At 61.8% G+C, this 26,099-nt stretch carries 26 protein-coding genes; 11 read left to right on the forward strand and 15 right to left on the reverse strand.

Going from position 1 to position 26,099, the window contains the following annotated elements; genetic code table 11:
• Positions 1–3 precede the first annotated feature (3 nt).
• On the forward strand, positions 4–723 hold the full coding sequence (locus tag ASG68_RS15760; protein ID WP_062581967.1) for a glutathione S-transferase: 720 nt from the start codon (positions 4–6) through the stop codon (positions 721–723).
• Between the two features lie 22 nt (positions 724–745).
• On the opposite strand, the gene ASG68_RS15765 is transcribed toward ASG68_RS15760, so the two are convergent.
• The 5 genes from ASG68_RS15765 to ASG68_RS15785 all read right to left on the reverse strand — a co-directional run bounded on the left by ASG68_RS15765 (position 746) and on the right by ASG68_RS15785 (position 7,044).
• Positions 746–2,359 (reverse strand): CRTAC1 family protein, encoded by a 1,614-nt coding sequence (locus ASG68_RS15765; protein ID WP_062581969.1) that lies wholly within the window; start codon positions 2,357–2,359, stop codon positions 746–748.
• 3 nt (positions 2,360–2,362) lie between these two features.
• Complete coding sequence (locus ASG68_RS15770) at positions 2,363–3,688, reverse strand: vanadium-dependent haloperoxidase (RefSeq protein ID WP_062581971.1); 1,326 nt, start codon at positions 3,686–3,688, stop codon at positions 2,363–2,365.
• Positions 3,689–3,838: 150 nt separating this feature from the next.
• Positions 3,839–5,380 (reverse strand): DHA2 family efflux MFS transporter permease subunit, encoded by a 1,542-nt coding sequence (locus ASG68_RS15775; RefSeq protein ID WP_062581973.1) that lies wholly within the window; start codon positions 5,378–5,380, stop codon positions 3,839–3,841.
• A 7-nt stretch (positions 5,381–5,387) separates the two neighbouring features.
• Entirely contained in the window at positions 5,388–6,590 is a 1,203-nt protein-coding gene (locus ASG68_RS15780; protein ID WP_062581976.1) for an HlyD family secretion protein, read from the reverse strand.
• Positions 6,583–7,044, reverse strand: a complete 462-nt coding sequence (locus ASG68_RS15785) for a MarR family winged helix-turn-helix transcriptional regulator (RefSeq protein ID WP_062603579.1) — start codon at positions 7,042–7,044, stop codon at positions 6,583–6,585. Before ASG68_RS15785 ends, ASG68_RS15780 begins: the two co-directional genes overlap by 8 nt.
• 202 nt (positions 7,045–7,246) lie before the next feature.
• Between ASG68_RS15785 and recF the strand changes: the two genes are divergently transcribed.
• The 3 genes from recF to ASG68_RS15800 are packed head-to-tail and all read left to right on the forward strand — an operon-like array spanning position 7,247 to position 9,608.
• On the forward strand, positions 7,247–8,371 hold the full coding sequence (gene recF / locus ASG68_RS15790) for a DNA replication/repair protein RecF (protein ID WP_062581982.1): 1,125 nt from the start codon (positions 7,247–7,249) through the stop codon (positions 8,369–8,371).
• Positions 8,372–8,380: 9 nt separating this feature from the next.
• On the forward strand, positions 8,381–9,160 hold the full coding sequence (locus ASG68_RS15795) for a molybdopterin-synthase adenylyltransferase MoeB (RefSeq protein ID WP_062581985.1): 780 nt from the start codon (positions 8,381–8,383) through the stop codon (positions 9,158–9,160).
• Entirely contained in the window at positions 9,138–9,608 is a 471-nt protein-coding gene (locus ASG68_RS15800; protein ID WP_062581987.1) for a GNAT family N-acetyltransferase, read from the forward strand. The genes ASG68_RS15795 and ASG68_RS15800 overlap by 23 nt, the downstream gene beginning before the upstream one ends.
• 4 nt (positions 9,609–9,612) lie before the next feature.
• Here the strand turns inward: ASG68_RS15800 and ASG68_RS15805 are convergent, their stop codons facing one another.
• Complete coding sequence (locus ASG68_RS15805) at positions 9,613–10,617, reverse strand: 2-hydroxyacid dehydrogenase (protein ID WP_062581990.1); 1,005 nt, start codon at positions 10,615–10,617, stop codon at positions 9,613–9,615.
• A 196-nt stretch (positions 10,618–10,813) separates the two neighbouring features.
• Between ASG68_RS15805 and ASG68_RS15810 the strand changes: the two genes are divergently transcribed.
• The gene (locus ASG68_RS15810) at positions 10,814–11,353 is read left to right on the forward strand and encodes an SH3 domain-containing protein (RefSeq protein WP_062581993.1); all 540 of its coding nucleotides are present in this window, start codon (positions 10,814–10,816) and stop codon (positions 11,351–11,353) included.
• Between the two features lie 21 nt (positions 11,354–11,374).
• Here ASG68_RS15810 and ASG68_RS15815 read toward each other — a convergent pair whose 3' ends face one another.
• The gene (locus tag ASG68_RS15815; RefSeq protein WP_062581996.1) at positions 11,375–12,367 is read right to left on the reverse strand and encodes an adenosine kinase; all 993 of its coding nucleotides are present in this window, start codon (positions 12,365–12,367) and stop codon (positions 11,375–11,377) included.
• 140 nt (positions 12,368–12,507) lie between these two features.
• Between ASG68_RS15815 and ASG68_RS15820 the strand changes: the two genes are divergently transcribed.
• On the forward strand, positions 12,508–13,125 hold the full coding sequence (locus ASG68_RS15820) for a TetR/AcrR family transcriptional regulator (RefSeq protein ID WP_062581998.1): 618 nt from the start codon (positions 12,508–12,510) through the stop codon (positions 13,123–13,125).
• A gap of 112 nt (positions 13,126–13,237) precedes the next feature.
• Entirely contained in the window at positions 13,238–14,401 is a 1,164-nt protein-coding gene (locus tag ASG68_RS15825; protein WP_062582407.1) for an MFS transporter, read from the forward strand.
• Positions 14,402–14,406: 5 nt separating this feature from the next.
• Here ASG68_RS15825 and ASG68_RS15830 read toward each other — a convergent pair whose 3' ends face one another.
• Positions 14,407–14,832: a VOC family protein gene (locus ASG68_RS15830; RefSeq protein WP_062582000.1), complete on the reverse strand. Its 426-nt coding sequence runs from the start codon at positions 14,830–14,832 to the stop codon at positions 14,407–14,409.
• Between the two features lie 85 nt (positions 14,833–14,917).
• Between ASG68_RS15830 and ASG68_RS15835 the strand changes: the two genes are divergently transcribed.
• Positions 14,918–15,493 (forward strand): TetR/AcrR family transcriptional regulator, encoded by a 576-nt coding sequence (locus ASG68_RS15835; protein WP_413814016.1) that lies wholly within the window; start codon positions 14,918–14,920, stop codon positions 15,491–15,493.
• Between the two features lie 6 nt (positions 15,494–15,499).
• On the opposite strand, the gene nth is transcribed toward ASG68_RS15835, so the two are convergent.
• Positions 15,500–16,264 carry an endonuclease III gene (nth, locus tag ASG68_RS15840; protein WP_062582005.1) on the reverse strand — a complete coding sequence of 255 codons (765 nt, stop codon included), beginning with the start codon at positions 16,262–16,264 and terminating at the stop codon, positions 15,500–15,502.
• Positions 16,265–16,286: 22 nt separating this feature from the next.
• Between nth and ASG68_RS15845 the strand changes: the two genes are divergently transcribed.
• Positions 16,287–16,784 carry a DUF2244 domain-containing protein gene (locus tag ASG68_RS15845; RefSeq protein WP_062582007.1) on the forward strand — a complete coding sequence of 166 codons (498 nt, stop codon included), beginning with the start codon at positions 16,287–16,289 and terminating at the stop codon, positions 16,782–16,784.
• A gap of 62 nt (positions 16,785–16,846) precedes the next feature.
• Complete coding sequence (locus tag ASG68_RS15850; RefSeq protein WP_062582009.1) at positions 16,847–17,719, forward strand: methylated-DNA--[protein]-cysteine S-methyltransferase; 873 nt, start codon at positions 16,847–16,849, stop codon at positions 17,717–17,719.
• A 210-nt stretch (positions 17,720–17,929) separates the two neighbouring features.
• On the opposite strand, the gene ASG68_RS15855 is transcribed toward ASG68_RS15850, so the two are convergent.
• The 6 genes from ASG68_RS15855 to mepA form a co-directional block, all read right to left on the reverse strand.
• The gene (locus ASG68_RS15855; RefSeq protein ID WP_062582011.1) at positions 17,930–18,565 is read right to left on the reverse strand and encodes a 2,3-bisphosphoglycerate-dependent phosphoglycerate mutase; all 636 of its coding nucleotides are present in this window, start codon (positions 18,563–18,565) and stop codon (positions 17,930–17,932) included.
• Positions 18,566–18,594: 29 nt separating this feature from the next.
• Positions 18,595–19,413, reverse strand: a complete 819-nt coding sequence (gene dapB / locus ASG68_RS15860) for a 4-hydroxy-tetrahydrodipicolinate reductase (RefSeq protein WP_062582013.1) — start codon at positions 19,411–19,413, stop codon at positions 18,595–18,597.
• Positions 19,414–19,428: 15 nt separating this feature from the next.
• On the reverse strand, positions 19,429–21,240 hold the full coding sequence (locus tag ASG68_RS15865) for an ABC transporter ATP-binding protein (RefSeq protein ID WP_062582014.1): 1,812 nt from the start codon (positions 21,238–21,240) through the stop codon (positions 19,429–19,431).
• 103 nt (positions 21,241–21,343) lie between these two features.
• A complete protein-coding gene (locus tag ASG68_RS15870) occupies positions 21,344–22,369 on the reverse strand; it encodes a glucokinase (protein ID WP_062582016.1) in 1,026 nt (341 codons plus the stop codon).
• A gap of 50 nt (positions 22,370–22,419) precedes the next feature.
• Entirely contained in the window at positions 22,420–22,794 is a 375-nt protein-coding gene (locus ASG68_RS15875; RefSeq protein WP_062582018.1) for a methylglyoxal synthase, read from the reverse strand.
• 109 nt (positions 22,795–22,903) lie between these two features.
• Positions 22,904–23,953 carry a penicillin-insensitive murein endopeptidase gene (mepA, locus tag ASG68_RS15880; protein WP_062582409.1) on the reverse strand — a complete coding sequence of 350 codons (1,050 nt, stop codon included), beginning with the start codon at positions 23,951–23,953 and terminating at the stop codon, positions 22,904–22,906.
• 221 nt (positions 23,954–24,174) lie between these two features.
• Here mepA and ASG68_RS15885 point away from each other — a divergent pair, with 221 nt between their 5' ends.
• Complete coding sequence (locus ASG68_RS15885; RefSeq protein WP_062582019.1) at positions 24,175–26,028, forward strand: extracellular solute-binding protein; 1,854 nt, start codon at positions 24,175–24,177, stop codon at positions 26,026–26,028.
• Positions 26,029–26,099: the final 71 nt, after the last annotated feature.

A 26,099-nucleotide genomic window follows, 5' to 3' on the forward strand; every position in this document is an offset into this window, starting at 1 on the left:
CAGATGACCTACGAGCTCTATTACTGGGACGGTATCCCCGGCCGTGGCGAATTCGTCCGGCTGGCATTGGAGCAGGCCGGCGCCGATTATGTCGATGTGGCGCGTGAGGAAGGCGGTATGGCGCGCATGATGTCCGTACTGAAGGGGCGTGGCAAAGGCTTCGTGCCGTTCGCTCCGCCGTTCCTGAAAGATGGCGACCTCCTAATTTCTCATGTCGCCAATATCCTGCTGCACCTCGGCGGCAAGCTCGGTCTTTCCCCGAAGGATGAGGCCGGCCGGATCGAGGCCAATGGATTGCAATTGAGCATCACCGATTTTGTCTCGGAGATTCATGACGTCCATCATCCGATCGGCGTTTCGCTTTACTACGAGGATCAGAAGGACGAGGCGCTGCGGCGGGCCGAGGATTTTCGCGATGAACGCCTGCCGAAATTTCTCGATTATTTCGAAGGACAACTCGGCAAGAGCGGGCAGGGCGAAATCCACGCTGTCGGCGAGACGCTCAGCTATGTGGACCTGTCGTTGTTCCACGTCGTGGAGGGTCTGCGCTATGCCTTTCCGAAGGCCATGACGGCGGCCGAACCGGATTATCCGCTGCTCGTCACCCTCAATGCGCAGGTCAAGGCGCTGCTGCGCGTCAAGGCCTATCTGGCCTCACCGCGTCGGCTCGCCTTCAACGAACAGGGCATCTTCCGCCATTATCCGGAGTTGGACCAAGCTTAAGCCACGCCCTTTCGGCGTAGGATCAACCCGGCCGCCAGGTTTTGACCGGCTTGTCGCGCTCCAGGATGTAGAAGCCATTGCCTGCGACCGGCTGCCAGTCGCTGGCCCTGCCATCCGGCCAGATAACCCGAAGATCGGCGCCCTCAGCTTCGCCGATCCCGAAATGACGCCAGCCAAGCTGGCCGCTGACATGGCCACCGCCGACGGTGATTTCCCGGCGAAGGATCGTGTCGCCGCGTCTCAGTTCCAGCCAGCTGCCGATCGCGTCGCGATTGGTTACGTCCTGCTTCAGCTGGATTTCGATCCAGTTCCCGGCTTTTTCCGTCGTGTTGCGCCAAACCTTGGCCGTCTCCCAGCGGTTGACGACGACGAGATCGAGCAGGCCGTCGAGATTGAAATCGGCCAGCGCCGCGCCCCGGGCAGTCGCGTAATTCTCGACGCCGGCCTTGTCGCCCGCTTCCTCGAACTTGCCGTCCGGCTTCTGCAGCAGCAGGTTGTCGGGATCCTTGGCCGCGAAGTCCGGCATATCGGCGACGTTGCCCTTGGCAACAAAGAGATCGGCGCGGCCGTCATTGTTGACGTCCTCGAACTGCGCATGCCAGGCCGTGCTTGGGCGAACATCGCCGCCGGCATAGGGTCGGTGCGCGGTAATCCCCTTCGCGAAGGCGACGTCGCTGTAGCCAGGCTCGCTCTTGCCACCCTCGACGGGCTTGGCCAGCGTCTGAAGCTTGTTGTCGGCCATGCTGGTCAGGAAATATTCTGGATAGCCGTCGAGATTGAGGTCATAGCCGGCAATGCCCATGCCCCAGATGCGCAGGTTCTTCCACCCTTCCTGCGGCGTGTAGAGCGCCGGCTCCTTGCCGGGTTCGACATGCCAGAGCTGTTCCTGGCCGCCCTTGTAATATTCGCGGTCGTTGGACACCCGCAGGCTCGGCGTGCCGGACCGGTTCCAGTCGGTGAACAGCATGGAGAGCGGACAGAAGCTCGGCTTCAGCGCGATTGGCGGTGCGAAGCGCCGCTGCCCCTGGTCGGCGACTGGCCGGTGCAGCCAGTTTTCGGTGCAGGAGCCCCATGGAAACATCTCCTCGCGGCGGTCGATATAGTTGCCGATGGCGATGGTCGGCCAGTCCGATCCGTGCTCCCAGGTGGCAGCGAGCGCCGTCGACCAGGCATCACCGCCGTCAAAGCCCCAATCCTCGTTCGCCCTCTTGAACCGGCAGCCACCAAGACCGCGCATCACGACATTTTCCCCGACACGCAGCAGCACAAGATCGACATTGCCGTCACTATCGATATCGAGCGGATAGGCCCCGGTGACGCTCTCGAGTTCAAGGCCGCTCGTCTCCGCCTTGAACGTCAACGGACCGGCATGCTTGCTGGTGTTGCGGTAGAATTTGGCCGGGGCCTCGCCACCGGCCAGAAACATGTCGGCATAACCGTTGCCGTCGCAATCGAAGGTAGCGACCCCGCCGCCAACCATATATTGCCAGTCTCCCGCATAGATACTGTTGATGCCGGATGTCTTGGTCTCCTCGCTATAACGCGGGATGAGGAGCGGTGCGTCGGCTGCGGGTGCCGCGATGGGAACTGCAATCAGCGAGGTGGATGCTGCAAGGGTAAGAACGAGTGCGCGCATGACCTACTTCCTCGTCTTCAAAGCATTCACATAGCCGGCAATGCATCTTCCTTGGTCCAGACCCCGCTCGATTGCGGCACGGAAATGAATGCCGCCGTAGAGGCGGGAAATGCCTGCCTCTTCCGCCGCTGCCCAGAAGCTCGGGAACGGACGTGGTTTCAGCCCATCGGCTGCATGGGTCGCGTCCTCGAAGGCGAAATTGTCGCCGAAAGCCTTGGTCAGAACGTCGGCGGCGGCGCCCGACTGCGTGCTGTGGCCGCTCGGATATTCCGGGAAGGGCGGTGTGTTGAGGATGGCTTCCCATTTCGGATCGATCACCCGACGGATATAGGTGAGCGGCCGGACGAGATCGTAGCGGAACTTGGCGTCCCAGCAGCCGATGAAGGAATCGGCCAGCACCACGCCCAGCCGTGCCAGCACGTCGGCGGTCTGTTCGGGTCCGGCCTTTTCATGTTCAAGCACCTGAAGCGCGATCGAAATCCAGTGGCCCGGCGGCGTTGGCGACAGCATCGGGTCATCCGACCAGAAACGGGCGATGACGCGATGTTCCGGCGTCAGGTCCTTGACGGCCGTATAGACCTCGAAGGCATCCTTGTAGAACGTCGAGTTCTTGTCCTCGCTGTATTCGAGCGGCGCCGGCAGGCCGCAGGTCGCGCCGTTCGCCATGGCGAAGGTGCGGTTCTTGCCCCAGTTGGGCAGGAGCGGCAATTGCTGCTGGGCGATAAGGCTGGTCGGCACCCAGTGCGCCGGCCCCTCCGTCAGCGTGTATTCCAAAGGAAAGCCCATGTTTTCGATCACGGCGCCGCCATCCTCCTTCGACCATGAGAGGATGTGCTCGCCGACGGCACGGCCATGGGCCTCGCTCCGGCTGATCACGTCGTCCGGCAAGCCGGACACGGCGCGTTCGCGCATCTTTGCCTGCATGGCCTTCAAGGCCCTTTGGCCGGTCGGGCCGGTATTGGAAAAGAAATTCTGGACGGCGAAGGACAGGGCGGCATCGACAACGAGCGCGTCGTCATAGACCTTGCCGGCTTCCCGCTGCGGCCCGGGCTGCAGCGCGTTCAGTTGTCCCGCCAGAGACTTGAGGCCATCGTTCCCGGTTGCCAGTGCTTCGAAGCCGGTGACGCCGAGATAGGCGAAGGACCGGCTGGCGACGGGCGGCGAATAGGTCGGCGTGTGCCGGACAAGTTCCAGAACCAGTTTGTACCAGGTCCGCATGACCTGTTCGGCCTGCCTCGAATCCGGCTGCGCGACCGCGAAAGCGGGCTGGATGAACCCAGCCACCAGCACAAGCAGGATCATGCCTGCAAAACGACGAATGATTTTCATATCTCCCCCCAGAGCACCGCTTCGCTGGAGGCGGCAACGCGATAAAACAACGCGCAGCGACGGTCTGCAAGGGGAGGACTGCAACGTTGCCGGAATATCTTTTCAGGATCCGGTCAGCCGCACCTGTCCGGTGAGTTCCTCCGCCCGCGGCTATTCCATGACGGCACTATGGTCCACGGCGGGTGGGGCCTTCGGCTTGCGCAGCAGGAAGACCAGCGGCATGACGGCGAGCGACATCAGCATCAAGAGCTTGAAATCGTCCATATAGGCGATGATCGTCGCCTGCAGCGTGACGATGCTGTCGAGCGAAGCGCGGCCAACGGCGGTCATAGGATCGAGCCCGGCGGCTGCCGGCGCCTGGAAGGCGTGGTTGAACGGCGTCACGTAGCCGGCGATCGCTTCATGGTTGGCCTGCGTGTTCTCCACCAATAGGGCTGCGACGACGGCGATACCGACGCTGGAGCCGATATTGCGGGAGAGATTGTAGAGCCCGGTGCCATCGCCGCGCATTTCCGCCGGCAGGGTTGCGAAGGCGATCGTCGTCAGCGGTACGAACAGGAAGCCGAGACCGGCGCCCTGCACGAAACCGACCGAAATGATCGTCCACTGCGAGACATCCGGCGTCCAACTCATCATGTCGTACATCGCCCAGGCGGTGATCGCGAGGCCGGTGAACAGCAGAATGCGCGTATCGACCTTGCCGATCAGCCGGCCGACGACGAACATGCAGACCATCGTACCAAGACCGCGCGGCCCCATGACGATGCCGGCCGTGATGACCGGATAGCCCATCAGCGACTGGAGATAGGGCGTCATCAGCGCCAGTGACGCCAGATAGGTGACGCCGATGACGAAGATGAACAGCATGCTGACGGTGAAGTTCTGGTCAAGGAACAGGCGTGGATTGATGAAGGATTTTTCGGTCGTCAAGGTGTGGATCAAGAGGAGATAGAAGGCGCTGGCGCAGACGATCGCCTCGACGATGATCTCGCCGGAGGAAAACCAGTCGAGCTGGCCGCCGCGGTCGAGGAAAAGCTGCAGCGAGGCGATGCCGAGGCTGAGCATGCCGAAACCGAACCAGTCGAGTTTCGCCTGGGCGTCGATCTTGGTTTCCTTGACGAAGACGCTGATGCCGGCAAAGGCGAGCGCACCGATCGGCACGTTGATGTAGAACACCCAGCGCCAGCTGATGTTTTCCGTCAGCCAGCCGCCGATCACCGGCCCGAGTACCGGGCCGACCATGACCGAGACCCCGAACAGCGCCATGGCCGAGCCTCGCTCTTCGGCCGAATAGATATCGAGCAGGATGCCCTGCGACAGCGGCACGAGTGCCGCGCCAAACAGGCCCTGCAAAAGCCGGAAGCCGACGATCTGGGGCAGCGACTGGGCAAGACCGCACAGGACAGACGCGGCGACGAAGCCAACGATGGCCGTCAGGAGTACGCGCTTGCGGCCGAATTTCGCCGAGAGAAACCCCGACGGCGGCGTCATGATCGCGGCCGCGACGATATAGGATGTCAGTACCCAGTTGATCTGGTCGGCGCTCGCCGCGACGCTGCCCTGAATGTAGGGAAGCGCCACGTTCGCGATCGTCGTGTCGAGCGCCTGCATGATGACGGCCAGGATGATGCAAGCCGTGATCGCGCCGCGATTGGCGACCGGCGTCGAGGCCACGGACGGGGTGCTGCTCATGACGGGTTTACTCGTGTGCGTGTGCGGTCGAGTATTCGATGAGCTTGCGAACCGAATCCGGCAGGCCGCGGGCATGGCCGGTATCGACCGCGATCAGCGTGCTCATGCCGACGCGCAGCGGCGGCTTGCCATCGGTGCCGTCGATGGTTACCCGCATCGGAATGCGCTGGACCACCTTGACCCAGTTGCCGGAGGTGTTCTGTGCCGGAAGCAGCGCGAAGCTCGCGCCGGAGGCGGGGCTGACGCTGGCAACCTTGCCCTTCCACTCGACGCCCGGATAGGTATCGACGGTGATGCTGACCGGCTGGCCGGGCTTTACATAGGTCAGTTCCGTTTCCTTCGGATTGGCCGCGATCCACATGTTCTTCGTCGAGACCAGCGAGAAAGCCTGCTGCGCGGCATCGAGATAGCTGCCGGTTTGCAGCGCGTTCACATTGGTAACGACGCCATCGAATGGAGCCCGCACCGTCGCATGGTCGAGTTCGCGCTGGGCATCATCGACTGCCGACTTCGCTTCGAGATAAAGCGGGTTCTTCTCGATCGGCTGGTTGGCATCGCCGCCGAGTTCCGCCAGCGTGGTTGCAGCCTGCGCCTGTGCGACGGAGACCTTCTGTTTCGCCGCTTCGAGATTGTGTTTGGCGTCGTCATAGGTGGCATGGGAGGCGGCGGAGTTGGAGATCAGCGTCTGCTGCCGGTCGAAAACGGTCTGGTAATAAGGGATATCAGCTTCGACCTGCGCGATCTGCGCCAGCGTCTGGGCGTAGCTCGCCTTGAGGTTCAATAGCTGGTTGCGGGCAGAGGCAAGTTTGGCTTCTGCGCCTTCCAGCGCAATTCGGAACGAATCCGGCTTCAGCCGGAACAGCACCTGTCCCGCCTTCACGTCTTCATTTTCATGCACATCGACGGAGGCGACAATGCCAGCGACATCGGTGGTTACGCCCACCATATCGGCTTGCAAATAGGCATTGTCCGTCTCCATAATCTGACCGCCGGTGACGTAGTAGTAGCCGCCTGCAACGAGCGCTATCGGCAGCAGGGCAAACAGGATGGGCCGCTTCAAACTGCGGCGACGCTTGGTCGCCCCGGCAGCAGGCGCGGGGTCAGCGGCAGGAACGGCATTGATCTTGGCTTCGGCCGTGTTGTTCTCGGACGTTTCAAGGGCGGTGACATTGGCATTTGCGGGGACGCGGAGGGGAGATGTGTCAGCCATGGTGCGTTTCTTTGTCGGCCGGCGCGCGGCAGGCCTGCAGGAGGTTGGATTTCATCGTGTCGAGAATGGCGAGAAGCCGATCGCGGTCCTCGTCGGAAATGCCCTGCAGCGCTTCGCTGCGTGTGGCGTCGCCGATGGCGCGCATGTCGGTCAACAGGCCGCGTGCGAGTTCGGTGGTGTAGAGCAGCGAGATCCGGCGGTCCGTCTCATGCCGCCGGCGTTCGATAAAGCCGCGTTCGGCCAGTTTGTCCAGAACGCGCATCAGGGTGATCGGCTCGATTTCCAGAAGTTCCGCCAAGCCGCTCTGATGGATGCCTTCGTTGCGGGCGAGATAGGCGATCGTCTGCCACTGCGAGCGGGTCAGGCCCATATGCTTCGCCCGCTGTTCGAAACGCTTGCGCAGCAGGCGCGCGACGTCGTGCAACAGGAAGCCGACAGTGGGGGCAAGGTTCATGGGAAGGGTGCCATATAGTAAGCATGCATAAGATAAGCATTCTTATTTGAATTTTCGCAGATGCGCAATAACTGCGTGTGCGATGCGGCAATTCTGCAGGACACCGCGACTTCGGGCCTTGTTCATCGAAAAGGTCATGTTCCGCCTTGCCATTGGCCTTCCGCGCGCTTAGCTCTCGGGGCGACACGCAACCGGATTCTTCATGCCGCACAAGGTTTCCCTCTCCCGCCTGAAGCTTGGCGATTTCCGCAATTACGCGGCGCTGTCGCTGGACCTTGATGCGCGCCATGTCGTGCTGACCGGGGACAATGGCGCGGGAAAGACCAACCTGATGGAGGCGGTCTCCTTCCTGTCTCCTGGCCGGGGCCTCCGCCGAGCTGCCTATGCCGATGTCGCGCGGGTCGGCGCAGAATCCGGGTTCTCGGTCTTTGTCGAGCTGGAAGGCATGGATGGGCCGGTCGAGATCGGCACCGGCACGGCTGGAACAGACGATGGACAGGTGCGGCGCCTGCGGCTGAACGGCACCACTGCAAAGACGGTGGACGAGTTGCTCGATCATGTCCGCGTGCTCTGGCTGACACCGGCCATGGACGGCCTGTTCACCGGCGGATCCAGCGATCGCCGACGCTTCCTTGATCGCCTCGTCCTGTCGCTCGATCCCGAACACGGCCGCCGCGCCACCGATTACGAGCGCGCCATGCGCAGTCGCAACAAGCTCCTGTCCGAGGGCAGGCCTGATCCGGTCTGGCTGACCGGGCTGGAGCGGCAGATGGCGGAGCTTGGGATTTCAATGGCGCTGGCGCGGCAGGAAATGCTGGGCCTGCTGGCCGGTCTGGTCGAGCGCAACCATGAAGGCGGCGTGTTTCCAGCTGCCGATCTGGCGCTCTCCGGCTTCCTCGACGGCGAATGGCACCGCCCGGCCTTTGATCTGGAAGAAGAGTATCTGGACATGATGAAGGCCGGACGTTACCGCGATGCCGCCGCCGGGCGCACGCTCGACGGCCCGCATCGCAGCGATCTCCTCATCCGCCACCGCGCCAAGGACATGGAAGCCGCGCGCTGTTCGACCGGCGAGCAGAAGGCGCTTCTCGTCGGGCTCGTGCTCGCCCATGCCCGCCTCGTCGGCAACATGACCGGCCATGCGCCGATCCTGCTGCTCGATGAAATCGCCGCCCATCTCGACGAGGGCCGCCGCGCCGCCCTGTTCGATCTGGTCGACGATCTCGGCGGTCAGGCCTTCATGACCGGCACGGACCAGTCGATGTTTTCAGCGCTCGGCGAGCGGGCGCGTTATCTGACGGTTGCCAATGGCAGCGTTTCGGGGTGACATTCCAAGATGAGCACACTCAATTCCGAAGAAATCCAGCGCTACGCGCGCCATATCCTGCTGCCGGAGATCGGTGGCACCGGTCAGCAGGCGCTGAAGGCGGCGCGCGTTCTGGTCATCGGCGCCGGTGGTCTCGGCGCGCCGGTCCTGCAGTATCTCGCAGCCGCCGGTATCGGCACGCTGGGCGTCGTCGATGACGATACGGTCTCGCTCTCGAACCTGCAGCGCCAGGTGATCCACGGCACGCCGGATATCGGCCGGCCGAAGATCGACAGCGCAGCGGAGACCATCGGGCAGATCAATCCGCATGTGACCGTCATCCGGCATGCCGGGCGGCTCAATACCGACAATGTCGAACGCCTGTTCGGCGGCTACGATATCGTCGTCGATGGTTCCGACAATTTCGACACCCGTTATCTTGCCGCCGATGCTGCCGAGCGGCTGGAGGTCACGCTGGTCAGCGCCGCCGTCGGCCGTTTCGATGGCTCGCTCACCGTGCTGCAGCCTTGGAAGACCGCGCATGACGGGCGACAGAACCCGCGCTACCGCGATCTGTTTCCCGAAGCGCCACCGCCGGGCGTGGTGCCCACCTGCGCCGAGGCCGGGATCGTCGGTGCGCTGACAGGCGTACTCGGTACATTGCAGGCTATGGAAGTGATCAAGATCATCACCGGCGCCGGCGAACCGTTGGTCGGGCGTCTGCTGATGTACGATGCCCTTGCCGCCCGGTTCGAGACGATCAAATACAGCCGCAAGAAAGCACCCGATGCAGCTTCTGGCGATCGATGAGGCTTTTGCGGATTGGGATGCGCTGCTGGCGCTGATCCTCGAATCCTTCGCCTACATGCATTCGCGCATCGAGCCGCCGTCATCGGCCTTGCGACTGACGCTGGATTCCCTGAAGGAAAAGGCCAGAGTCGAGAAGGCCTTTGCGGCAGTCGAGGATGCCCGCTTGCTCGGCTGCATCTTCTGCAAGCCGGAGCCACCGGATTGCCTCTACATCGGCAAGCTCGCCATCGCGCCTGAGGCCCAGCGCAAGGGTGTCGGGCGGCTGTTACTGGAAGTCGCGACTGATTATGCGGTTGCACAAGGGTTGTCGTGCCTGCGACTGGAAACACGGATCGAACTGACCGAAAATCACGGCGTCTTCGCCCGCTGGGGCTTTGTCCGTTCGGCGGACGGCGTACATCCCGGCTTTTCGCGCACCACTTTCATCGAGATGCGGAAACCGATCTGATGGCTCACGCCCGGCCGGGCAGGACGCGGTCCGGGGGGCGGTGGCCGTCGAAGAAGGTGCGGATGTTGATGACCACCTTGTCGCCCATGTCGATGCGGCCTTCGAGCGTGGCGGAACTCATATGCGGCAAAAGCACGACCCGGCCTTCGCTGGCGAGCTTGACGAGCTTCGGATTGACCGCGGGCTCGTTCTCGAACACGTCGAGGCCCGCGCCGGCAATCTTGCCTTCACGCAGGCATTTGATCAGAGCCGTCTCGTCAATGATGCCGCCACGTGCGGTGTTGACGATGTAGCTGGTCGGCTGCATCAGCGCGAGCCGACGGGCCGAGAGCAGGTGATAGGTGGCAGGTGTCGACGGGCAGTTGACCGAGACGATGTCGACACGGGCGAGCATCTGGTCGAGACTGTCCCAATAGGTCGCCTCCAGCTTTTCCTCGGTCTCGGTGCTGACGCGGTTGCGGTTGTGATAGTGGATCGACAGGCCGAAGGCCTTGGCGCGGCGGGCGACGGCGGTGCCGATCCGGCCCATGCCGACAATGCCGATGCGCTTGCCGGAAATGCGGCGCCCGAGCATCCAGGTCGGCGACCAGCCGGCCCATTCGCCCTTGCGGTCGGTCAGGATCGTGGCACCTTCCGCCAGACGGCGCGGCACGGCGAGAATAAGCGCCATGGTCATGTCGGCGGTATCCTCGGTCAGCACGTTCGGCGTGTTGGTAACGGTGATGCCGTGACGCGCGGCTGCGTCGATATCGATATTGTCCGTACCGTTGGAAAAACTGGCGATCAGTTTCAGCTGAGGCCCGGCCTGTTCGATCAGGGCAGCGTCGATCCGGTCGGTGACGGTCGGCACCAGCACGTCGGCGCGCTTGACAGCGGCCACCAGTTCCGGCTGCGTGCGGGGCGTGTCATCGATATTCAGCTCGGCATCGAACAGTTCCCGCATGCGCGTCTCAACGACGTCAGGCAGTTTGCGGGTGATGTAGACCTTGGGTTTTTTCTTCGCGGTCATGCTGCCTGCTTGCCCTTGTTGACGGGTTTTTAACCAAGATGAGTGATCGTTCTCCCTGCAGTTCCATTTTCTACCAGACCCGGTGTGGAAGACAAACAAAACTCTAGATGTTCCCAGACGATTTGCCTGGCTTCAACGGGACCGGTGAGAGATTTCGCTGCAAGCTCCTGAATCTTTTTGGAAAACGGATTTCGTCATGCGTCAGTTCCTTTCCAGGCTCGCTTTTGTCGTCGCAGCGACACTGTCCATTGCAGCGGCCGACGTGATGCCTGCCCATGCGCAGGCAGCCAAGGGCGCGAGCGGCTTGCCGCTGCCGCGTTTCGTCAGCCTCAAATCCAAGAGCATCAACCTGCGTGTCGGGCCGAGTGTCGATTACGCGATTGCCTGGCGCTACATGCGAGCCGGCATGCCGGTCGAAATCACTCAGGAATATGACAATTGGCGCAAGATTCGCGATGCCGATGGCACGGAAGGCTGGGTCAATCAGGCATTGCTCTCCGGCGAACGCACGGCGCTGACCGCCCCCTGGATGCGCGGCAAGGGCGACGGCATCTTCGTCAACATGCGTCGCGAGCCGATGGCGAACGCCACGATCGTTGCCCGTATCGAGCCCGGTGTTGTCGTTCAGGTCGGCGAATGCAACGGCGACTGGTGCCATGCTGAGGCGCAGGGCACCGTTGGCTGGATTTCGCAGGGCGAAATCTGGGGCGCCTATCCGGGCGAAGCCTTCAAGTAAGACTCACGCCCTCGAAAGCCCTCAGAGAAGGCCGGCTTCCGTCGCCGCCGTCTTCAGCGAGATCATCGGACGCGGGCCGACCTGCTCGATGACGATGCCGGCAGCCAGACTGCCCAGCTTGCCACAATCGGCAAGCGTTCTGCCTGTCGTATAGCCATGCAGGAAGCCGGCGGCATAGAGATCGCCCGCACCGGTCGTATCGACGACGCGGCTGATCGTGGTCGCCTCGACCTTCACCCGCTCGTCGCTGCGCACGATGATCGAGCCCTCCTCGCTCAGCGTCACCGCCGCTAGCTTGCAATCCTTGGCAATCATCGACAGCGCTTTTTCGAAATCCTCGGTTTCGTAGAGAGCCAGCGCTTCGGCGCGGTTGGCGAATACGATATCGACCGTTCCGGAACGCATCAGGTCGAGGAATTCGGCGCGGTAGCGGTTGACGCAGAAGCTATCGGAGAGTGTCATCGCTACTTGGCGACCGTTCTCATGGGCGATGCGGGCGCATTCGCGGATCGCATCCTTGGCAAGGGGCGGATCCCAGAGATAACCTTCGAAATAGGTGACGGCCGCATCGGCGACAACAGCCGGTTCGACATCGTCGGGACCAAGCTCGACGCAGGCGCCGAGATAAGTGTTCATCGAGCGCTCGCCATCCTCGGTGACGAAGATCATCGAGCGGGCGGTCGGCGGCTCCTTTTCGAGCGGCTTCGTTTCGAAATGAACGCCCTGGGCGCGAATGTCGTGGGCGAAGATCTCGCCGAGTTGGTCGTTGGCGACCTTGCCGAAATAGGCGGCCCGTCCGCCCAGGCTCGCGACGCCCGCCGCCGTATTGCCGGCGCTGCCACCGGAGGCTTCGAGAGCCGGTCCCATGCGCGAATAAAGCAGTTCGGCGCGGTTCGCGTCGATCAGGTTCATCGCGCTCTTGATGATGCCATTGTGAACGAGAAACGCGTCGTCACACCGCGCAATGATATCCACGATCGCATTGCCGATTGTGAGCACATCGAATTTCGTCATCCGGAACCGCCTGGAATGTTTGCTTCAGCCGGTGTCCGGTAATAGCGGATTCTAGCCGGTTTGGAAGGGGAGAACGAAAAAGAAGACGGCTCACGCCGATTTTACTTGATATAGGAAATGAACGTTTCCTATATGGTGGCATGGAAAACACAACCACCCTGCAAGAATCACGAACCCGTGGCCGCCCCCGCGAATTCGACGTCGATCGCGCGCTGGACAGGGCCATCGCGGTGTTTTCGGCCCGTGGCTATCATGGAACCTCGATCAACGACCTGACGGCGGCCATGGAGTTGACCCCGGGCAGCATCTACAAGGCCTTTACCGATAAGCGCGGCATCCTGTTGGCTGCGTTCGATCGATACCGCGCTGTCCGTAGCGCCAAGTTGAGAGCGGCCATCGATCCGCATCCGCTTGGTCGTGAGAAGGTCCGCGCCGCGCTGCAATTCTACGCCGAGGCTGCCCACGGCGAGCACGGACAGTGCGGTTGCCTTGTTATCACCACCGCGACCGAACTGGCGGCCTACGATCCGATTGCCGCAGAGCGCGTGGAAAAGGCGCATGCGACCAACCAAGCCGTGGTGCGTGAGTGCATTTTGCTCGGTCAGGCGGATGGATCAATCCCGGCGGGTATCGATGCCGACGATACATCGCGCGCCATGCTCTGCCTGCTGCAGGGGATGCGCGTCCTTGGCAAGACCGGACGTAGTCGCGACCAGATGCTGGCGGTGGCCGGCGTGGCAATGAAACTTCTCGACTGATCCCCAGACAATCCGAACAAGACAATCTGAACAAAACAATCCGATTTCTGCATTGGAGACGACCGTGACCATAATTGCTGCCCCCGGCGATCTTGCTTCCGACCCGAAACCCATGTCGTCGGCAATGACCTTCCTGCTCGCCGCCGCCTGCGGCCTGATCGCTGCCAATCTTTATTACGCACAGCCGCTGATCGGACCGATCAGCACCTCGCTTGGCCTGTCGCCGGGGGCGGCCGGCCTGATCGTCACATTGACGCAGGTCGGTTATGGGCTCGGCTTGCTGTTCATCGTTCCGCTCGGCGATCTCTTCGAAAACCGCAAGCTGATCCTGTCTGTCATGGGGCTTGGAACGCTCGCCGTCATCGGCGCGGGGCTGGCCTCGACGCCGCTGCCATTCCTTGCTTCCGCGTTTTTCATCGGCCTCGGTTCGGTCGCGATCCAGATCATCGTGCCCTATGCCGCGCATATGGCGCCGGAGGCCCATCGTGGTCAGGCGGTCGGCAATGTCATGAGCGGGCTGATGGTCGGCATCATGCTGGCGCGACCGGCTTCAAGTTTTATCGCCGAATTCCTGCCCTGGCATATGGTCTTCTTCATTTCGGCGGGCGTTCTGGTCCTTCTCGCAATGATCCTGTCCCGCGCCCTGCCGCCGCGTATCCCGCAGACGGGCCTGAGCTATGGCGGTCTGTTGGCGTCGATGGCGCGGCTGGTCAGGACGACACCGATCCTGCGCCGCCGCTCGCTCTATCAAGCCTTCCTCTTTGCAGCCTTCAGCCTGTTTTGGACGACGACGCCTCTGCTACTGTCAGGCCCGGAATTCGGCCTGTCGCAGGGCCAGATCGCACTGTTCGCGCTCGCTGGAGCCGCCGGCGCGATCGCCGCGCCGATTGCCGGACGGCTGGCGGATCGTGGCTGGAGCTATCTGGCAACGCGGCTCGCCATGCTGTCCGTCGCCGCCGCCTTCCTCATCACTCATATTGCGCCGGCAGGCTCGCTGCCGGCTTTGGCCCTGTTGACCTTCGCCGCGATTCTTCTCGATTTCGGTGTCACCACCAATCTGGTTCTCGGTCAGCGTGGCATCTTCGTGCTCGGTGCCGAATACCGCAGCCGCCTCAATGGCCTCTATATGGCGACCTTCTTTGCCGGTGGCGCCATCGGTTCGGCGCTTGGCGGCTGGCTTTATGCCGAAGGCGGTTGGTGGGCCGCCTCCATGCTGGGCCTGACCCTTCCGGCGAGCGCCTTGTTCTATTCGCTGACCGAGCGTCGGCGCGCCTGAGGCGTTCAGGCCGGTAGCGCCGAGGCGCCATATTGCGCGGCATATTCTCCGGTCGGCGGGATCGGCTTGATCACGTCGATCAGGACGCCATTCGGATCGGCGGTGATGAAATGCCGCTGGCCGAAATCTTCGTCCCGCAGCGGCAGCAGGATCGGCAGCCCTGCAGCCTGGAATTCCGCATGGAGCGCGTCGGGATCCTCAACCTCGAAGTTCAAGAGCAGCCCCGAAACCGTACCGCGTCCGCTCTCGGGGATCGTGTGGTGGCTGCCGTCGAGAATGGCGAGCGTGACGCGCTCGTCCAGCGTCGATTGCAGGTGGACATACCAGTCGGCGGTGAACAGGGCTTCGAAGCGCAGATGGCGTTGATAGAAGTCCGCAGTCGCTTGGACGTCGTTCGTCATGATGACCGGGTAGTAGGAGGTGATTTTCATGGCTTCCGTCTCCTCTGATATTTAGATACAGTCTGTATGTATCTTTGAAATAACATACATACAGACTGTATGTAAAGGTGGAAATGTGAGACGCAGTAACAGCGAGCGCACGGAGACCATGCGGGCGACCCTGATCGCGGCAGCCCGTACGCTCTTTATCGAAAAAGGCTATGCCGAAACGGCAACCCCCGAGATTGTCGCGGCGGCCGGCGTGACACGCGGTGCGCTCTATCATCATTTCGAGGACAAGAAGGCGCTGTTTGCCGCTGTTGTATCGGAAGAGGCGAGGGCGGTTTCCGAGGAAATCGAAGCCGCGACGGTGGCATCGCTGACGGCGCGGGACGGTCTGATGGAGGGAACGCGAGCCTATTTCGATGCCCTTGCCGTGCCCGGCCGTATCCGCCTCCTGCTATTGGATGGTCCGTCCACGCTCGGCATCGATGCCATGCAGCAATTGAACGGGGAGACATCGGAGGCCAGTCTGAAAGCAGGTTTGCGCGCGCTGTTTACCGCCAGCGGAAAGCCGGAAAACCGGCTGGATGCCCTGACCGATCTTCTCGGCGCGGCTTTCGACCGGGCCGTGCTGGCGATTGCCGCCGGCGGCGATCGTCGGGATTATGAACAGGCGATAGACGAAATGATTGACGGCCTCGTCCGATAGTTCGGGTCAGATGATCTGGGCAGGTAGTTCGACCAGCGGTGCCGGGATCGTATTGGTCTTTTCCGCCGCCTGGCAGATATCGGCGATGACGCAGCGCTCGCATTCCGGCTTGCGCGCCTTGCAGCAATAGCGCCCGTGCAGGATTAGCCAATGATGGGCGTGGTAGAGATAGTGGTCGGGAATGATCCGCATCAGCTGGTCTTCCACCTCGTCCGGGGTCTTGCCCGGTGCCAGACAGAGCCGGTTGGCTATGCGGAAGATATGGGTGTCCACCGCCATGGTCGATTGTCCGAAAGCCATGGAGAGCACGACATTGGCGGTCTTGCGGCCGACGCCGGGCAGGGTGATCAGCTCTTCTCGCGTGCGCGGAACCTCGCTGCCGAACTCGGCAATCAGCTTTTCGCTGAGCGCGATGACGTTCTTCGCCTTGTTGCGGTAAAGCCCGATCGTCTTGATATACTCCCGCACTTGCTCTTCGCCGAGCGCGACCATCTTTTCCGGCGTGTCCGCCACCGCAAACAGCGCTCGCGTCGCCTTGTTGACGCCGGCATCGGTCGCCTGCGCCGACAGCGCCACAGCAACGACCAGTGTGAAGGGATTGACGTGTTCCAGTTCGCCCTTCGGCTCCGGCCGCTGGATCGAGAACCGGCGGAATATCTCCTCGATCTCCGCCGGGCTGTAGACGGATTTCGACTTTGTTTTGGCGCGTCCGGTTGTCGCGGATTTCGCTTTCCCCGGTTTCATCGCTGATTTTGGCTTCACGTTTTTCATCCTGCATCTATAGTCATGTGCCATGAATGATGGCAACGCTCAGATATCTGGTCTCGATCAGCCGGTGTTTTCCGCCGAGCTGACACCGTATCGTTCGCTGGGGATGAAGGGCCTCAAGGTCTTTTTCGCGATTGCCGGCCTGATGAGTCTTGTTCACATCTTCGTCTTCGTGGTGATCGGCGCCTGGCCGATCGTTTTCTTCTTCGGACTGGATTTCCTGCTGCTGTTCGGTGCCTTCTGGCTGAACAATCGGGCAGCCCGCGCCCGCGAGGAAATCAACGTCTCGCGCCTGAATGTGTCAGTGCGGAAGTTCACGCCGGCCGGCAGGATGACCGAGCACCGGTTCAATCCGTTCTGGGCGCGGTTCAACATCGCCCGCCATGAGGAAATTGGCATCGTCTCGATGCAGATCAGCGACCGGCGCCGAGCGACCGATATCGGCTCCTTCCTCAACCGGGACGATCGCGAGACCTTCGCTGTTGCGTTTTCCCGGGCGCTGGCGACCGTCAAGCGCCGCTAAACAAGAATCGGGTGGCGGACATCCGGTCCGAATGATTATCTCTCTGTCCAAGGAGATAAGCGATGAATATCACCACATCCATCCCAACCGACATCACGCCGCAGGGTAGCGATTACGAGACCGTTTGCCGTGTCGTCGAACTGTTGACCGAGACCTATCGTGACCAGCCCTCGCTCGAAAGCATTGCCGGAGAGCTTGGCGAGTCGCCGACCCAGTTGCAGAAGACCTTCACGCGCTGGGCGGGCCTGTCGCCCAAGGCCTTCCTGCAGGCCGTGACGCTCGATCATGCCAAGCGGCTGTTGCGGCAGGAAGAGTTGCCATTGCTCGAAACTAGCTACGAACTCGGCCTGTCCGGCCCAGGACGTCTGCACGACCTGTTCGTCACCCATGAGGCGATGTCGCCGGGCGAATGGAAGTTGCGGGGTGGTGGTCTGACGATCCGGTATGCCTTCCATCCATGCCCGTTTGGCGTGGCGCTGGTTATGGTGACCGATCGGGGCCTCGCGGGCCTGGCGTTCAACGATGCCGGTGCCGAGAAGGCGAGTTTCGAGGATATGGCCAGTCGCTGGCCGAATGCCGAATTTGTTGAGGACAGCGCCGCCACGGCTGGCTACGCCGCCCGCATCTTCGATTCACGCCAGTGGAGCGCGGAAGAACCGTTGCGCGTCGTGCTGATCGGCTCGGACTTCCAGGTCCGGGTCTGGGAATCGCTCTTGAAGATCCCGATGGGCAAGGCCGTCACCTATTCCGACATTGCCTGCGATATCGGCCAGCCCACCGCATCCCGCGCCGTCGGCGCCGCCGTCGGCCGCAACCCCCTTTCTTTCGTGGTGCCCTGCCATCGGGCGCTCGGCAAGAGCGGAGCGCTGACGGGCTATCACTGGGGGCTAACCCGCAAGCGGGCGATGCTCGGCTGGGAGGCGGGGAAGGTTTGATTTTTGGAAGGGGAGGCTTTCCTCACATTCCGTCATGCCTGTGCTCGTCACAGGCATCCAGTCACCGCGCGTCTGCGCGGTGAGAGAACCAATCAATTTTCAGAGAGTCCTTTGACCCGACCGACGTCGGGTCGCTGGATGCCTGTGACGAGCACAGGCATGACGGAGAACGAGGAACGCCTCCGCTGACAAAAGGCAAAAGCCAGCGCCTCAATGCGCGCCCGACATATCCCCCAGCACTTCCTTCGAAGCAACGGTGGAATCCGCGTTCAGCTTGTAGACCATCGGCACGCCGGTCGCGAGGTTGAGGGCCAGGATCTGTTCCTTGGTCAGGCGATCGAGCACCATGACCAGCGAGCGCAGCGAGTTGCCGTGGGCTGCGATCAGAACGTTCTCGCCCCGGAGAACGCGCGGCAGGATTTCCGTGAGGTAATAGGGCCAGACGCGGGCGCCGGTGTCACGCAGGCTTTCGCCGCCCGGCGGCGGTACGTCGTAGGAACGGCGCCAGATATGCACTTGCTCCTCGCCCCACTTGGCGCGGGCATCGTCCTTGTTGAGGCCGGAAAGATCGCCGTAGTCGCGCTCGTTCAGGGCCTGGTCGCGGATGGTTTCGAGGTCGGGCTGGCCGATATTGTCGAGGATCAGCTTCAGCGTGTGCTGGGCGCGCGTCAGGGCAGACGTGAAGGCGATGTCGTACTTGATGCCATAGTCGGCTAGCGCCTTGCCGCCGGTATTGGCTTCCTCGATACCCAACGGGGTCAGGTCTGGATCCTTCCAGCCGGTGAACAGGTTTTTCAGGTTCCAGTCGCTCTGGCCGTGACGCACAAGGACGAGGGTGCCGCTCATGATGGTATTCCTCCGGGGGATTGAAAGGTTCAGGACAGCCCGAGCACGTCGAGCATGGAATAGAAGCCGGGTTTCTGGTCGCGCGCCCAGAGGGCCGCCGTAATGGCGCCGCGGGCAAAGATCGACCGGTCGGTGGCGCTGTGGGAGAGCGTCACCTGCTCGCCTTCGCCGGCAAGGATGACGGAATGTTCGCCGATCACCGAGCCACCGCGCAGCGTGGCAAAGCCGATCGTGCCGGCGACACGAGCGCCGGTATGGCCATCGCGCACCCGCACGGAATGGTCGGCAAGGCCGATCTCGCGACCCTTCGCAGCGGCTTCGCCGAGAAGCAGGGCGGTGCCTGACGGCGCATCGACCTTGTGCTTGTGATGCATTTCGAGGACTTCGATATCCCAGTTGGCCGGACCGAGCGCGCGGGCCGCCTGCTGCGTGAGAACGCCGAGCAGGTTGACGCCGAGGCTCATGTTGCCGGACTTGACGACCCGGGCATGGCGCGCCGCCGCCTTGAACTTATCCTCGTCTTCGGTCGAGCAGCCTGTGGTGCCGATGACATGGACGATACGGGCCTGGGCAGCGAGAACGGAAAATTCGACCGAGGCTGCAGGCGAGGTGAAATCGAGCACGCCTTCCGCCTCGACAAAGGCTTCCAGCGGCTTGTCGCTGATGATGACACCCGTCGGGCCGAGACCTGCGACTTCACCGGCATCACGGCCGATGAAAGGAGAGCCGGACCGCTCGACGGCTGCAAACACGGTCACGCCCTGCATCGCATGGATGGTGCGGATCAGCGTCTGTCCCATTCGGCCGGCCGCGCCAACCACCACGAGTTTCATATCCGTCCCGCTCATGCCTGCCTCATTCCATCAAATCAGTGGTTCGGCTTCCGCCGTTGGTTGCGTCGCTGTCGTGCCCTGCAGATTGTGCAGGCGAGCGTAAAGACCGTCGCTGCGCTGCGCAAGCGCCTCATGGGTGCCTTCCTCGACCACCAGGCCATCCTTCATGACGATGATCTTGTCGGCATTGACGACAGTGGACAGGCGATGGGCGATGACGACGACGGTGCGGCCGCTCATGGCATGGTCGAGCGCCTTCTGCACGGCAGCTTCCGACTCGGTATCGAGCGCGGAAGTGGCTTCGTCGAGCAGCAGGATCGGCGCCTGGCGCACCAGCGCGCGGGCGATCGACAGGCGCTGCCGCTGGCCGCCGGACAGTGTCACGCCGTTTTCGCCGACGGCGGTGTCGTAGCCCTGTGGCTGGGCGAGAATGAAATCATGGGCGTAGGCGAGCTTTGCCGCTTCCTCGACCTCGGCGTCCGTCGCCTCCGGTCGGCCGTAACGAATGTTGTCGCGGATCGAGCCCTCGAACAGGTACGGTTGCTGCGAGACATAGGCGAGGCCGTTGCGCAGCGATTGCTTGGTGATATGGGCGATATCCTGCCCATCGATGAGGATTTCGCCACCGGACGGATCGTAAAAGCGTGGAATGAGGCTGATGACGGTCGATTTGCCGGCGCCGGACGGCCCGACTAGTGCCGTTGTTTTGCCGCCCTCGGCCACGAAGCTCACACCCTTCAGGATCTCGTCGGTCTGAGTGTAGCCGAAGCGGACGTTGCGGAACTCGATCGAGGCCTGATCGAGCTTCAGATCGGTGGCATCTGGCAGGTCGCGCTGGTGCGGAACCGTATCGAGAATTTCGTAGATCATCCGCGCATTGACGACGGCGCGTTCCAGCGAAATCTGCAGCTTGGCGAGGCGCCGCGCCGGATCATAGGCCATCAGCAGCGCGGTGACGAAGGCGAAGAAGGCGCCAGGCTGGATACCGTTGTAGATCGAGCGGAAAGCGGCATAGGCGAGCACACTGGAAATCGCGAAGCCGGCAAAGGTTTCCGTCATCGGCGCGGTGCGTTCGCTGAGGCGTGCGATGCGGTTGGCGCGATTTTCGGCGCGGTCGATGATTGACTCGACCTTGGACTTCAGCTGCCTTTCCATTGTGAAGGCCTTCACAATGGTGATGCCCTGGATGGTTTCCTGCATGGCGCCGAGAACATGGCTGTTGATCTCGACGGATTCGCGCGTCGCCTGTTTCAGCCGCCGCGAAATGTAGCGCAGGCCGATCAGCAGCGGTGGCGCGATGACGAAGACGATCACTGTCAGCAGCCAGTCCTTACTGATCATGACGCCGATGAGCGCGATCAGGGTCAGGAAATCGCGGGCGAGCGAGGTGACGGTCATGTTCAGGACGTCGCGGATGCCCGAAACGTTCTGGCTGATCTGCGCCGAAATCCGCGCCGAGCGGGTGTCGCTGAAATAGCCGACGCTCAGTGCCATGAGGTGCGAATAGAGCCGGCGCTGGTAACTGGCGACGATGCTGTTGCCGATCTTCGACAGGGCGACGGCCTGCCCATAGGTGGCGAAGCCGCGCAGCACGAAGGCGATGAAAATCGCGCCGCAGATATAGACGACGATATCCGCCCGCTTGTTGGCGAAGGCCTCGTTGACCACCGATTCCATGATCCAGGCGGTGAAGGCCGTCGAAGCGGCGATCACGCCGAGGCACATGATGGCGAAGATATATCCACGCAGGTGCGCACGGCCATTTTCGGCGATGACCCGCTTCAGCACGCTGGTGATCGTCTCGCGATCGACGGCTGGCAGCTTTGTCTTGGCTTGTTTCAAGCGTCTTTCCTTAAAGCCCGGCGCGTGCCCGTGAGCACCCCGTTTTCCCGCGCTCTATAGTCCCTTGCTCCCGGTTTGGCGAGTCCGGGCAACCCTTGGTGCCTCAAGTTCTCCAGCGCCGTCCCTCAGTTGCCACACCAAAGCGCGACGGCGTGCGTGCATAGGCGGCGAGACCGGAGAGAGCTGCCGTCGGATGGGTCACCACGAAAGTCGGGATTGTCCTGAGAAGTGCTGAATGCGGGGCCTTGTCCTCGAAGGCTTGACGAAACTCCGGCTTCTTCAGCGCGGGCAGGATTTTCTGCGAAATGCCGCCAGCCAGGAACACGCCGCCACGCGCCATGAAGATCATCGCCATGTCTCCCGCCACACGGCCGAGATAGGTCGAAAACAGCGAGACGGTCTCGACAGCGGCTTCATCGCTGCCGGCCAACGCGGCGGTTGTCACTGCCGCCGGATCGGCCAGGTGCGGGTCCTGCACGTTCGATTCGCAGACGGCGCGGTAGATGTTCATGATGCCGCGGCCACAAAGCAGCTGTTCGGCGGAAATGCGCCCCTCAATCGGTTCGAGGAAGGGCCAGATCTGGCAGTCGCGCTCGGAACGCGGCCCGACATCGACATGGCCGCCTTCACCAGGAACCGGGATCCAGGCGTGCTGGGCATGCACGAGACCAGCGACGCCGAGACCTGTGCCGGGGCCGAGAACGGCGCAGGAGGCGGATTCGAGAATCGAGCCGGGACCGATCTGTTCGCGGCCATCCTCGCCGATTGAGGCGATGGCGAGCGCTTGCGCCTCGAAGTCGTTGATGATGATCACGTCTTCCAGCGACAGCGCCTTCAGCATGTCCTTCGGCTTGATCACCCAGCCGGCATTGGTGAGCGGAATGTCGTCGCCCTTGACCGGGCCGGCGACCGCAATGATGGCCGAACGCGGCTGCACGGACGTCTTGTCGAGAATGCTGGTCTGCAGCGCTTCCTCGATGCTGGCATAACGTGTCGTCGGAATGATCGGGAACATCTTCGGTTCGGCGAAGGCGTCGAGCACCAGGCCGAAGCGCGCATTGGTTCCGCCGATATCCCCGATCAGGATCGGGAATGTGAGATTGCTATCGGTGTCGGTGAACGAGGGCATGGGATGTTCCGTTGGATCGAGCGGACGATAGGCTGGATGAAAAAGCTTTATCAGGGATGATTGAAGTCGATCAACCGTTCAGCAGTCGCCCGGTTGAGCGCCATCGGAATATCGTAGACGGTGGCAAGCCGCATCAGTGCCTTGACGTCAACGTCATGCGGCATCGCGGTCAGGGGATCGGTGAAGAAGATCAGCATGTGGACGTCGCCTGTGGCGATCATCGCGCCGATCTGCTGGTCGCCGCCGAGCGGGCCGCTCTTCAGGCGAATAACGTCGAGGCTCGGACAGGCCTCCTGAACCCGGCCGCCTGTGGTTCCGGTCGCGACGATCTTCCATTTGGCAAGCTCGGCTTCATTGGCCCGGGCGAAGACCGCCAGATCGTCCTTCTTCTGGTCATGCGCAATCAGCGCCACGCATTTTGCCATGTGATCCCCCCGGCATCCGTCAGCTTCATCGATGCTTTAAATCGATTTGATTTCCTCTACATGACAGGCGGACACTTGAAAAGACCGGGTAACGCGTGGACGTCCCGGCTTATTGCACGGGCCGGGCGAGTGGCACGGGAATATCACTGTCGGGCAGGTCGCCGGCGGCATTGATCATCTGTTCGATCGCCGTATTGCCGGGCTGCGGCTCGGGCGTGACATAGGCATTGCCATAGGTCGCCGCCTGTTCGGCGTTGGCGGGCGCCGCAAGAACGGCGGTGCAGGCTTTGGGCAGATCCGAAAGCATCGTGAATCTCGGCTTCACCGGCTTGGCATTCGGATCCTTCTTCGGCTTGGCCCATGGCTCCTTGGTGAACCACCAGGCCAGCGACTTGTCGCAGCCATCGCCGCTGGCGACCGGCGCCTGCGCCTTGCAGCCGGCAGCGCCGGGCGGGCAGTGCATTCGGATATGGAAGTGCTCGTCATGGCCATAGACCGGGCGCACCTTCCCCAAGAGGTCACGATCACCGGTCCAGGTTTCGCATAGCTTCTTCTTGATCGCCGGGTTGACGAAGACGCGTTCTACCTGCGGATAGCTTGCCGCCTGCATGACGAGGTTCGCATGGGTGGGCGTCCAGCGAGCCGGATTGACAGTGAGAAACTTGCTCTTGTCGAGCATGGACACGAACGGCATGTCCTCGCGTGCCTGCGCGGAGAGCGGTTGGGAGGGCTTGGGCTGGAACCAGATATCGGCATCAAGCCCGATCTGGTGGGAGGCATGGCCGGTCAGCATCGGTCCGCCGCGCGGCTGCGAAATGTCGCCGATGAGGATGCCGGAACCCCAGCCGAGCTTGACGGCGTCCTGCGAGAATTTTTCGAGAAGCTGGATCATGGCCGGATTGCCCCAGCGCCGGTTGCGCGACAGGCGCATGGCCTGCCAGGTCGGTCCATCGGTGGGGATAGCCACCGCGCCGGCCATGCAGCCCTTGGCATAGAAGCCGATCGGGCTGGGTGCGGCAAGGCTCGGCAATTTGACCTTGCCGAAGATCTGCTTGGCGGGTGTCGATTCGGCCGCTGCCGCATCGCCGGCGATGAGGCTCAGGCCGCAGAGAGCCGCAAGTGCGATCGTTCCCAGATGCCGAATGAAACCTGCCTGCATGCCCACCATTGTCCGTCCATTCCCGCTAATAAAAGCAATCCGAAACCTGCGGCGAAGCCGAAGCGCCGGTTATCCCAGGCTGCATTGACACACTCTCTTTGTGTCAGCCTTGTGGGACACGCGACCGTGATCCAAAAAAAATGCCCGATTTGAGGCAGCTTCTGTCAATTGCCCGGATTTTGCCTATTCTGTCCGCCAAGCAGGGGCAAAAGGAAAACCGAATGCGGGGTATTGGCATGAATTTCAGAAGCGCGCTGGGCGTGGCGGCATTGGTACTGGCGGCGTTGTCGTCTGTGCCGTCGATGGCACAGGAGCTGGCATGGCATCAAGGCACGGCAACGGTGGGCGATCTGAAATACCCGGATGGTTTTGCCCGCTTCGATTACGTTAACCCCGACGCACCGAAGGGCGGCAATCTCAATCTCACCGCAGCAGGTACGTTTGACACGTTGAACCCGCTGCTTGCCAAGGGAGAGCAAGGCGCTGGCGTGGCGGCATTGGCGTTCGAAACACTGATGAAGCCGTCCATGGACGAGATCGCCTCCGACTATGGCCTTCTCGCCGAGGCCATCGCCTATCCCGATGATTTCGCCTACGTCAAATTCCGGCTGCGGCCGGAGGCAAAATGGGAGGATGGCCAGCCTGTCACGCCGGAAGATGTGGTCTTCAGTTTCGATCAGGTGAAAGCCAACGATCCGCAGAAAGAGTTTTACTACAAGCACGTCACAAAGGCCGAGAAGACCGGTGATCGGGAGGTAACCTTTTCCTTCGACGAGAAGAACAATCGCGAACTCCCCAAGATCGTCGGAGAGCTGGTGATCGTCCCGAAGCATTGGTGGGAAAGCAAGGACCCCAAGGGCGTCCAGCGCGATATTTCGAAAACCTCGTTGGAAATTCCAATGGGATCAGGTCCCTACAAGATCACGTCCATGACGCCTGGCGCGACCATCCGTTATGAGTTGCGGGATGATTATTGGGGCAAGAACCTCAACGTAAACATCGGCCAGAACAATTTCGGGTCGATCAATTACGCCTATTATGCCGACCTCGGCGTGTCCTTCGAGGCGTTCCGCTCCGGCAATGCGGATTACTGGTGGGAGAATTCCGCCAAGCGCTGGGCGACCTCCTATGATTTTCCAGCCGTTAACGACGGCCGCATCAAACGGGAGGTACTCGACAACGATTACCGCAACAGCGGCATCCTTGTCGGCTTCATTCCCAATCTTCGCCGCGAAAAATTCCAGGACGAGCGGGTCCGCGAAGCCCTGAATTATGCCTTCGATTTCGAGGAGTTGAAACGGACGATCTTCTATAACCAGTATGACCGCATCAACAGCTACTTCTTCGGATCGGAGCTTGCTTCCAGCGGTTTGCCGCAGGGCCGAGAACTCGAAATCCTCAACGAGTTGAAGGACCAGGTCCCTCCGCAAGTCTTCACCACCGAGTACAAGAACCCGGTCGGCGGCGACCAGACGAAGCTGCGGGACAATCTGCGCAAGGCCATCGCCCTGTTCAAGGCAGCAGGATACGAACTCAAGGGCAACCGCATGGTCAATTCGAAGACCGGTGAGCCCTTCAGTTTCGAAATCCTGCTCGATGGTCCGACGATCGAGATCGTTGCGCTGCCTTTTGCCCAGAACCTGAAGAAGATCGGGATCACCGCGACGGTGCGCACGGTCGATTCCTCGCAGTATACCAATCGCTGGCGTTCGCGCGATTTCGACATGATCTATCTGGGCTGGGGCCAGTCCCTCAATCCTGGCAACGAACAGGCGGAATATTGGGGATCGGATTCGGCCAAGCGCGACGGTTCGCAAAACTATGCCGGCATCAGCGATCCGGGCATTGACGCGCTCATTCGCCGGATCATCTTCGCCAAGGATCGTGACGAACTGATTGCAACGACCAAGGTGCTCGACCGGGTGCTTCTGGCGCATCATTATGTCATCCCCAGCTATACCGGCCGATATTCCCGTATTGCCTATTCGGCCAATCTCATCCGCCCTGCCGACTTGCCGAAATATTCGGTCGGTTTCCCGACCATCTGGTGGTCGAAGAACGCCCAGCCGCAATGAAAGCCTTGCGCAGGGCTCAATGCGTACTCCAAATGCGGATATGCGAATCAATGCGGGTGCCGGTTTCCTCT

The organism is Rhizobium sp. Leaf453, assembly GCF_001425605.1.
In the GTDB taxonomy this organism is placed as follows: Bacteria; Pseudomonadota; Alphaproteobacteria; order Rhizobiales; family Rhizobiaceae; genus Pararhizobium.

Bases quoted from the DNA above. Each gene is read 5' to 3' on its own strand.
- ASG68_RS15855 (WP_062582011.1), bottom strand. From the start codon at position 18,565: ATGAGCGGCACCCTCGTCCTTGTGCGTCACGGCCAGAGCGACTGGAAC.
- nth (WP_062582005.1), bottom strand. From the start codon at position 16,264: ATGAAAAACGTGAAGCCAAAATCAGCGATGAAACCGGGGAAAGCGAAA.
- ASG68_RS15830 (WP_062582000.1), bottom strand. From the start codon at position 14,832: ATGAAAATCACCTCCTACTACCCGGTCATCATGACGAACGACGTCCAA.
- ASG68_RS15870 (WP_062582016.1), bottom strand. From the start codon at position 22,369: ATGCCCTCGTTCACCGACACCGATAGCAATCTCACATTCCCGATCCTG.
- dapB (WP_062582013.1), bottom strand. From the start codon at position 19,413: ATGAGCGGGACGGATATGAAACTCGTGGTGGTTGGCGCGGCCGGCCGA.
- ASG68_RS15765 (WP_062581969.1), bottom strand. From the start codon at position 2,359: ATGCGCGCACTCGTTCTTACCCTTGCAGCATCCACCTCGCTGATTGCA.
- recF (WP_062581982.1), top strand. From the start codon at position 7,247: ATGCCGCACAAGGTTTCCCTCTCCCGCCTGAAGCTTGGCGATTTCCGC.
- ASG68_RS15770 (WP_062581971.1), bottom strand. From the start codon at position 3,688: ATGAAAATCATTCGTCGTTTTGCAGGCATGATCCTGCTTGTGCTGGTG.
- mepA (WP_062582409.1), bottom strand. From the start codon at position 23,953: ATGCAGGCAGGTTTCATTCGGCATCTGGGAACGATCGCACTTGCGGCT.
- ASG68_RS15850 (WP_062582009.1), top strand. From the start codon at position 16,847: ATGAATATCACCACATCCATCCCAACCGACATCACGCCGCAGGGTAGC.
- ASG68_RS15820 (WP_062581998.1), top strand. From the start codon at position 12,508: ATGGAAAACACAACCACCCTGCAAGAATCACGAACCCGTGGCCGCCCC.
- ASG68_RS15785 (WP_062603579.1), bottom strand. From the start codon at position 7,044: ATGAACCTTGCCCCCACTGTCGGCTTCCTGTTGCACGACGTCGCGCGC.
- ASG68_RS15845 (WP_062582007.1), top strand. From the start codon at position 16,287: ATGAATGATGGCAACGCTCAGATATCTGGTCTCGATCAGCCGGTGTTT.
- ASG68_RS15780 (WP_062581976.1), bottom strand. From the start codon at position 6,590: ATGGCTGACACATCTCCCCTCCGCGTCCCCGCAAATGCCAATGTCACC.
- ASG68_RS15885 (WP_062582019.1), top strand. From the start codon at position 24,175: ATGCGGGGTATTGGCATGAATTTCAGAAGCGCGCTGGGCGTGGCGGCA.
- ASG68_RS15760 (WP_062581967.1), top strand. From the start codon at position 4: ATGACCTACGAGCTCTATTACTGGGACGGTATCCCCGGCCGTGGCGAA.
- ASG68_RS15775 (WP_062581973.1), bottom strand. From the start codon at position 5,380: ATGAGCAGCACCCCGTCCGTGGCCTCGACGCCGGTCGCCAATCGCGGC.
- ASG68_RS15815 (WP_062581996.1), bottom strand. From the start codon at position 12,367: ATGACGAAATTCGATGTGCTCACAATCGGCAATGCGATCGTGGATATC.
- ASG68_RS15825 (WP_062582407.1), top strand. From the start codon at position 13,238: ATGTCGTCGGCAATGACCTTCCTGCTCGCCGCCGCCTGCGGCCTGATC.
- ASG68_RS15810 (WP_062581993.1), top strand. From the start codon at position 10,814: ATGCGTCAGTTCCTTTCCAGGCTCGCTTTTGTCGTCGCAGCGACACTG.
- ASG68_RS15795 (WP_062581985.1), top strand. From the start codon at position 8,381: ATGAGCACACTCAATTCCGAAGAAATCCAGCGCTACGCGCGCCATATC.
- ASG68_RS15805 (WP_062581990.1), bottom strand. From the start codon at position 10,617: ATGACCGCGAAGAAAAAACCCAAGGTCTACATCACCCGCAAACTGCCT.
- ASG68_RS15875 (WP_062582018.1), bottom strand. From the start codon at position 22,794: ATGGCAAAATGCGTGGCGCTGATTGCGCATGACCAGAAGAAGGACGAT.
- ASG68_RS15800 (WP_062581987.1), top strand. From the start codon at position 9,138: ATGCAGCTTCTGGCGATCGATGAGGCTTTTGCGGATTGGGATGCGCTG.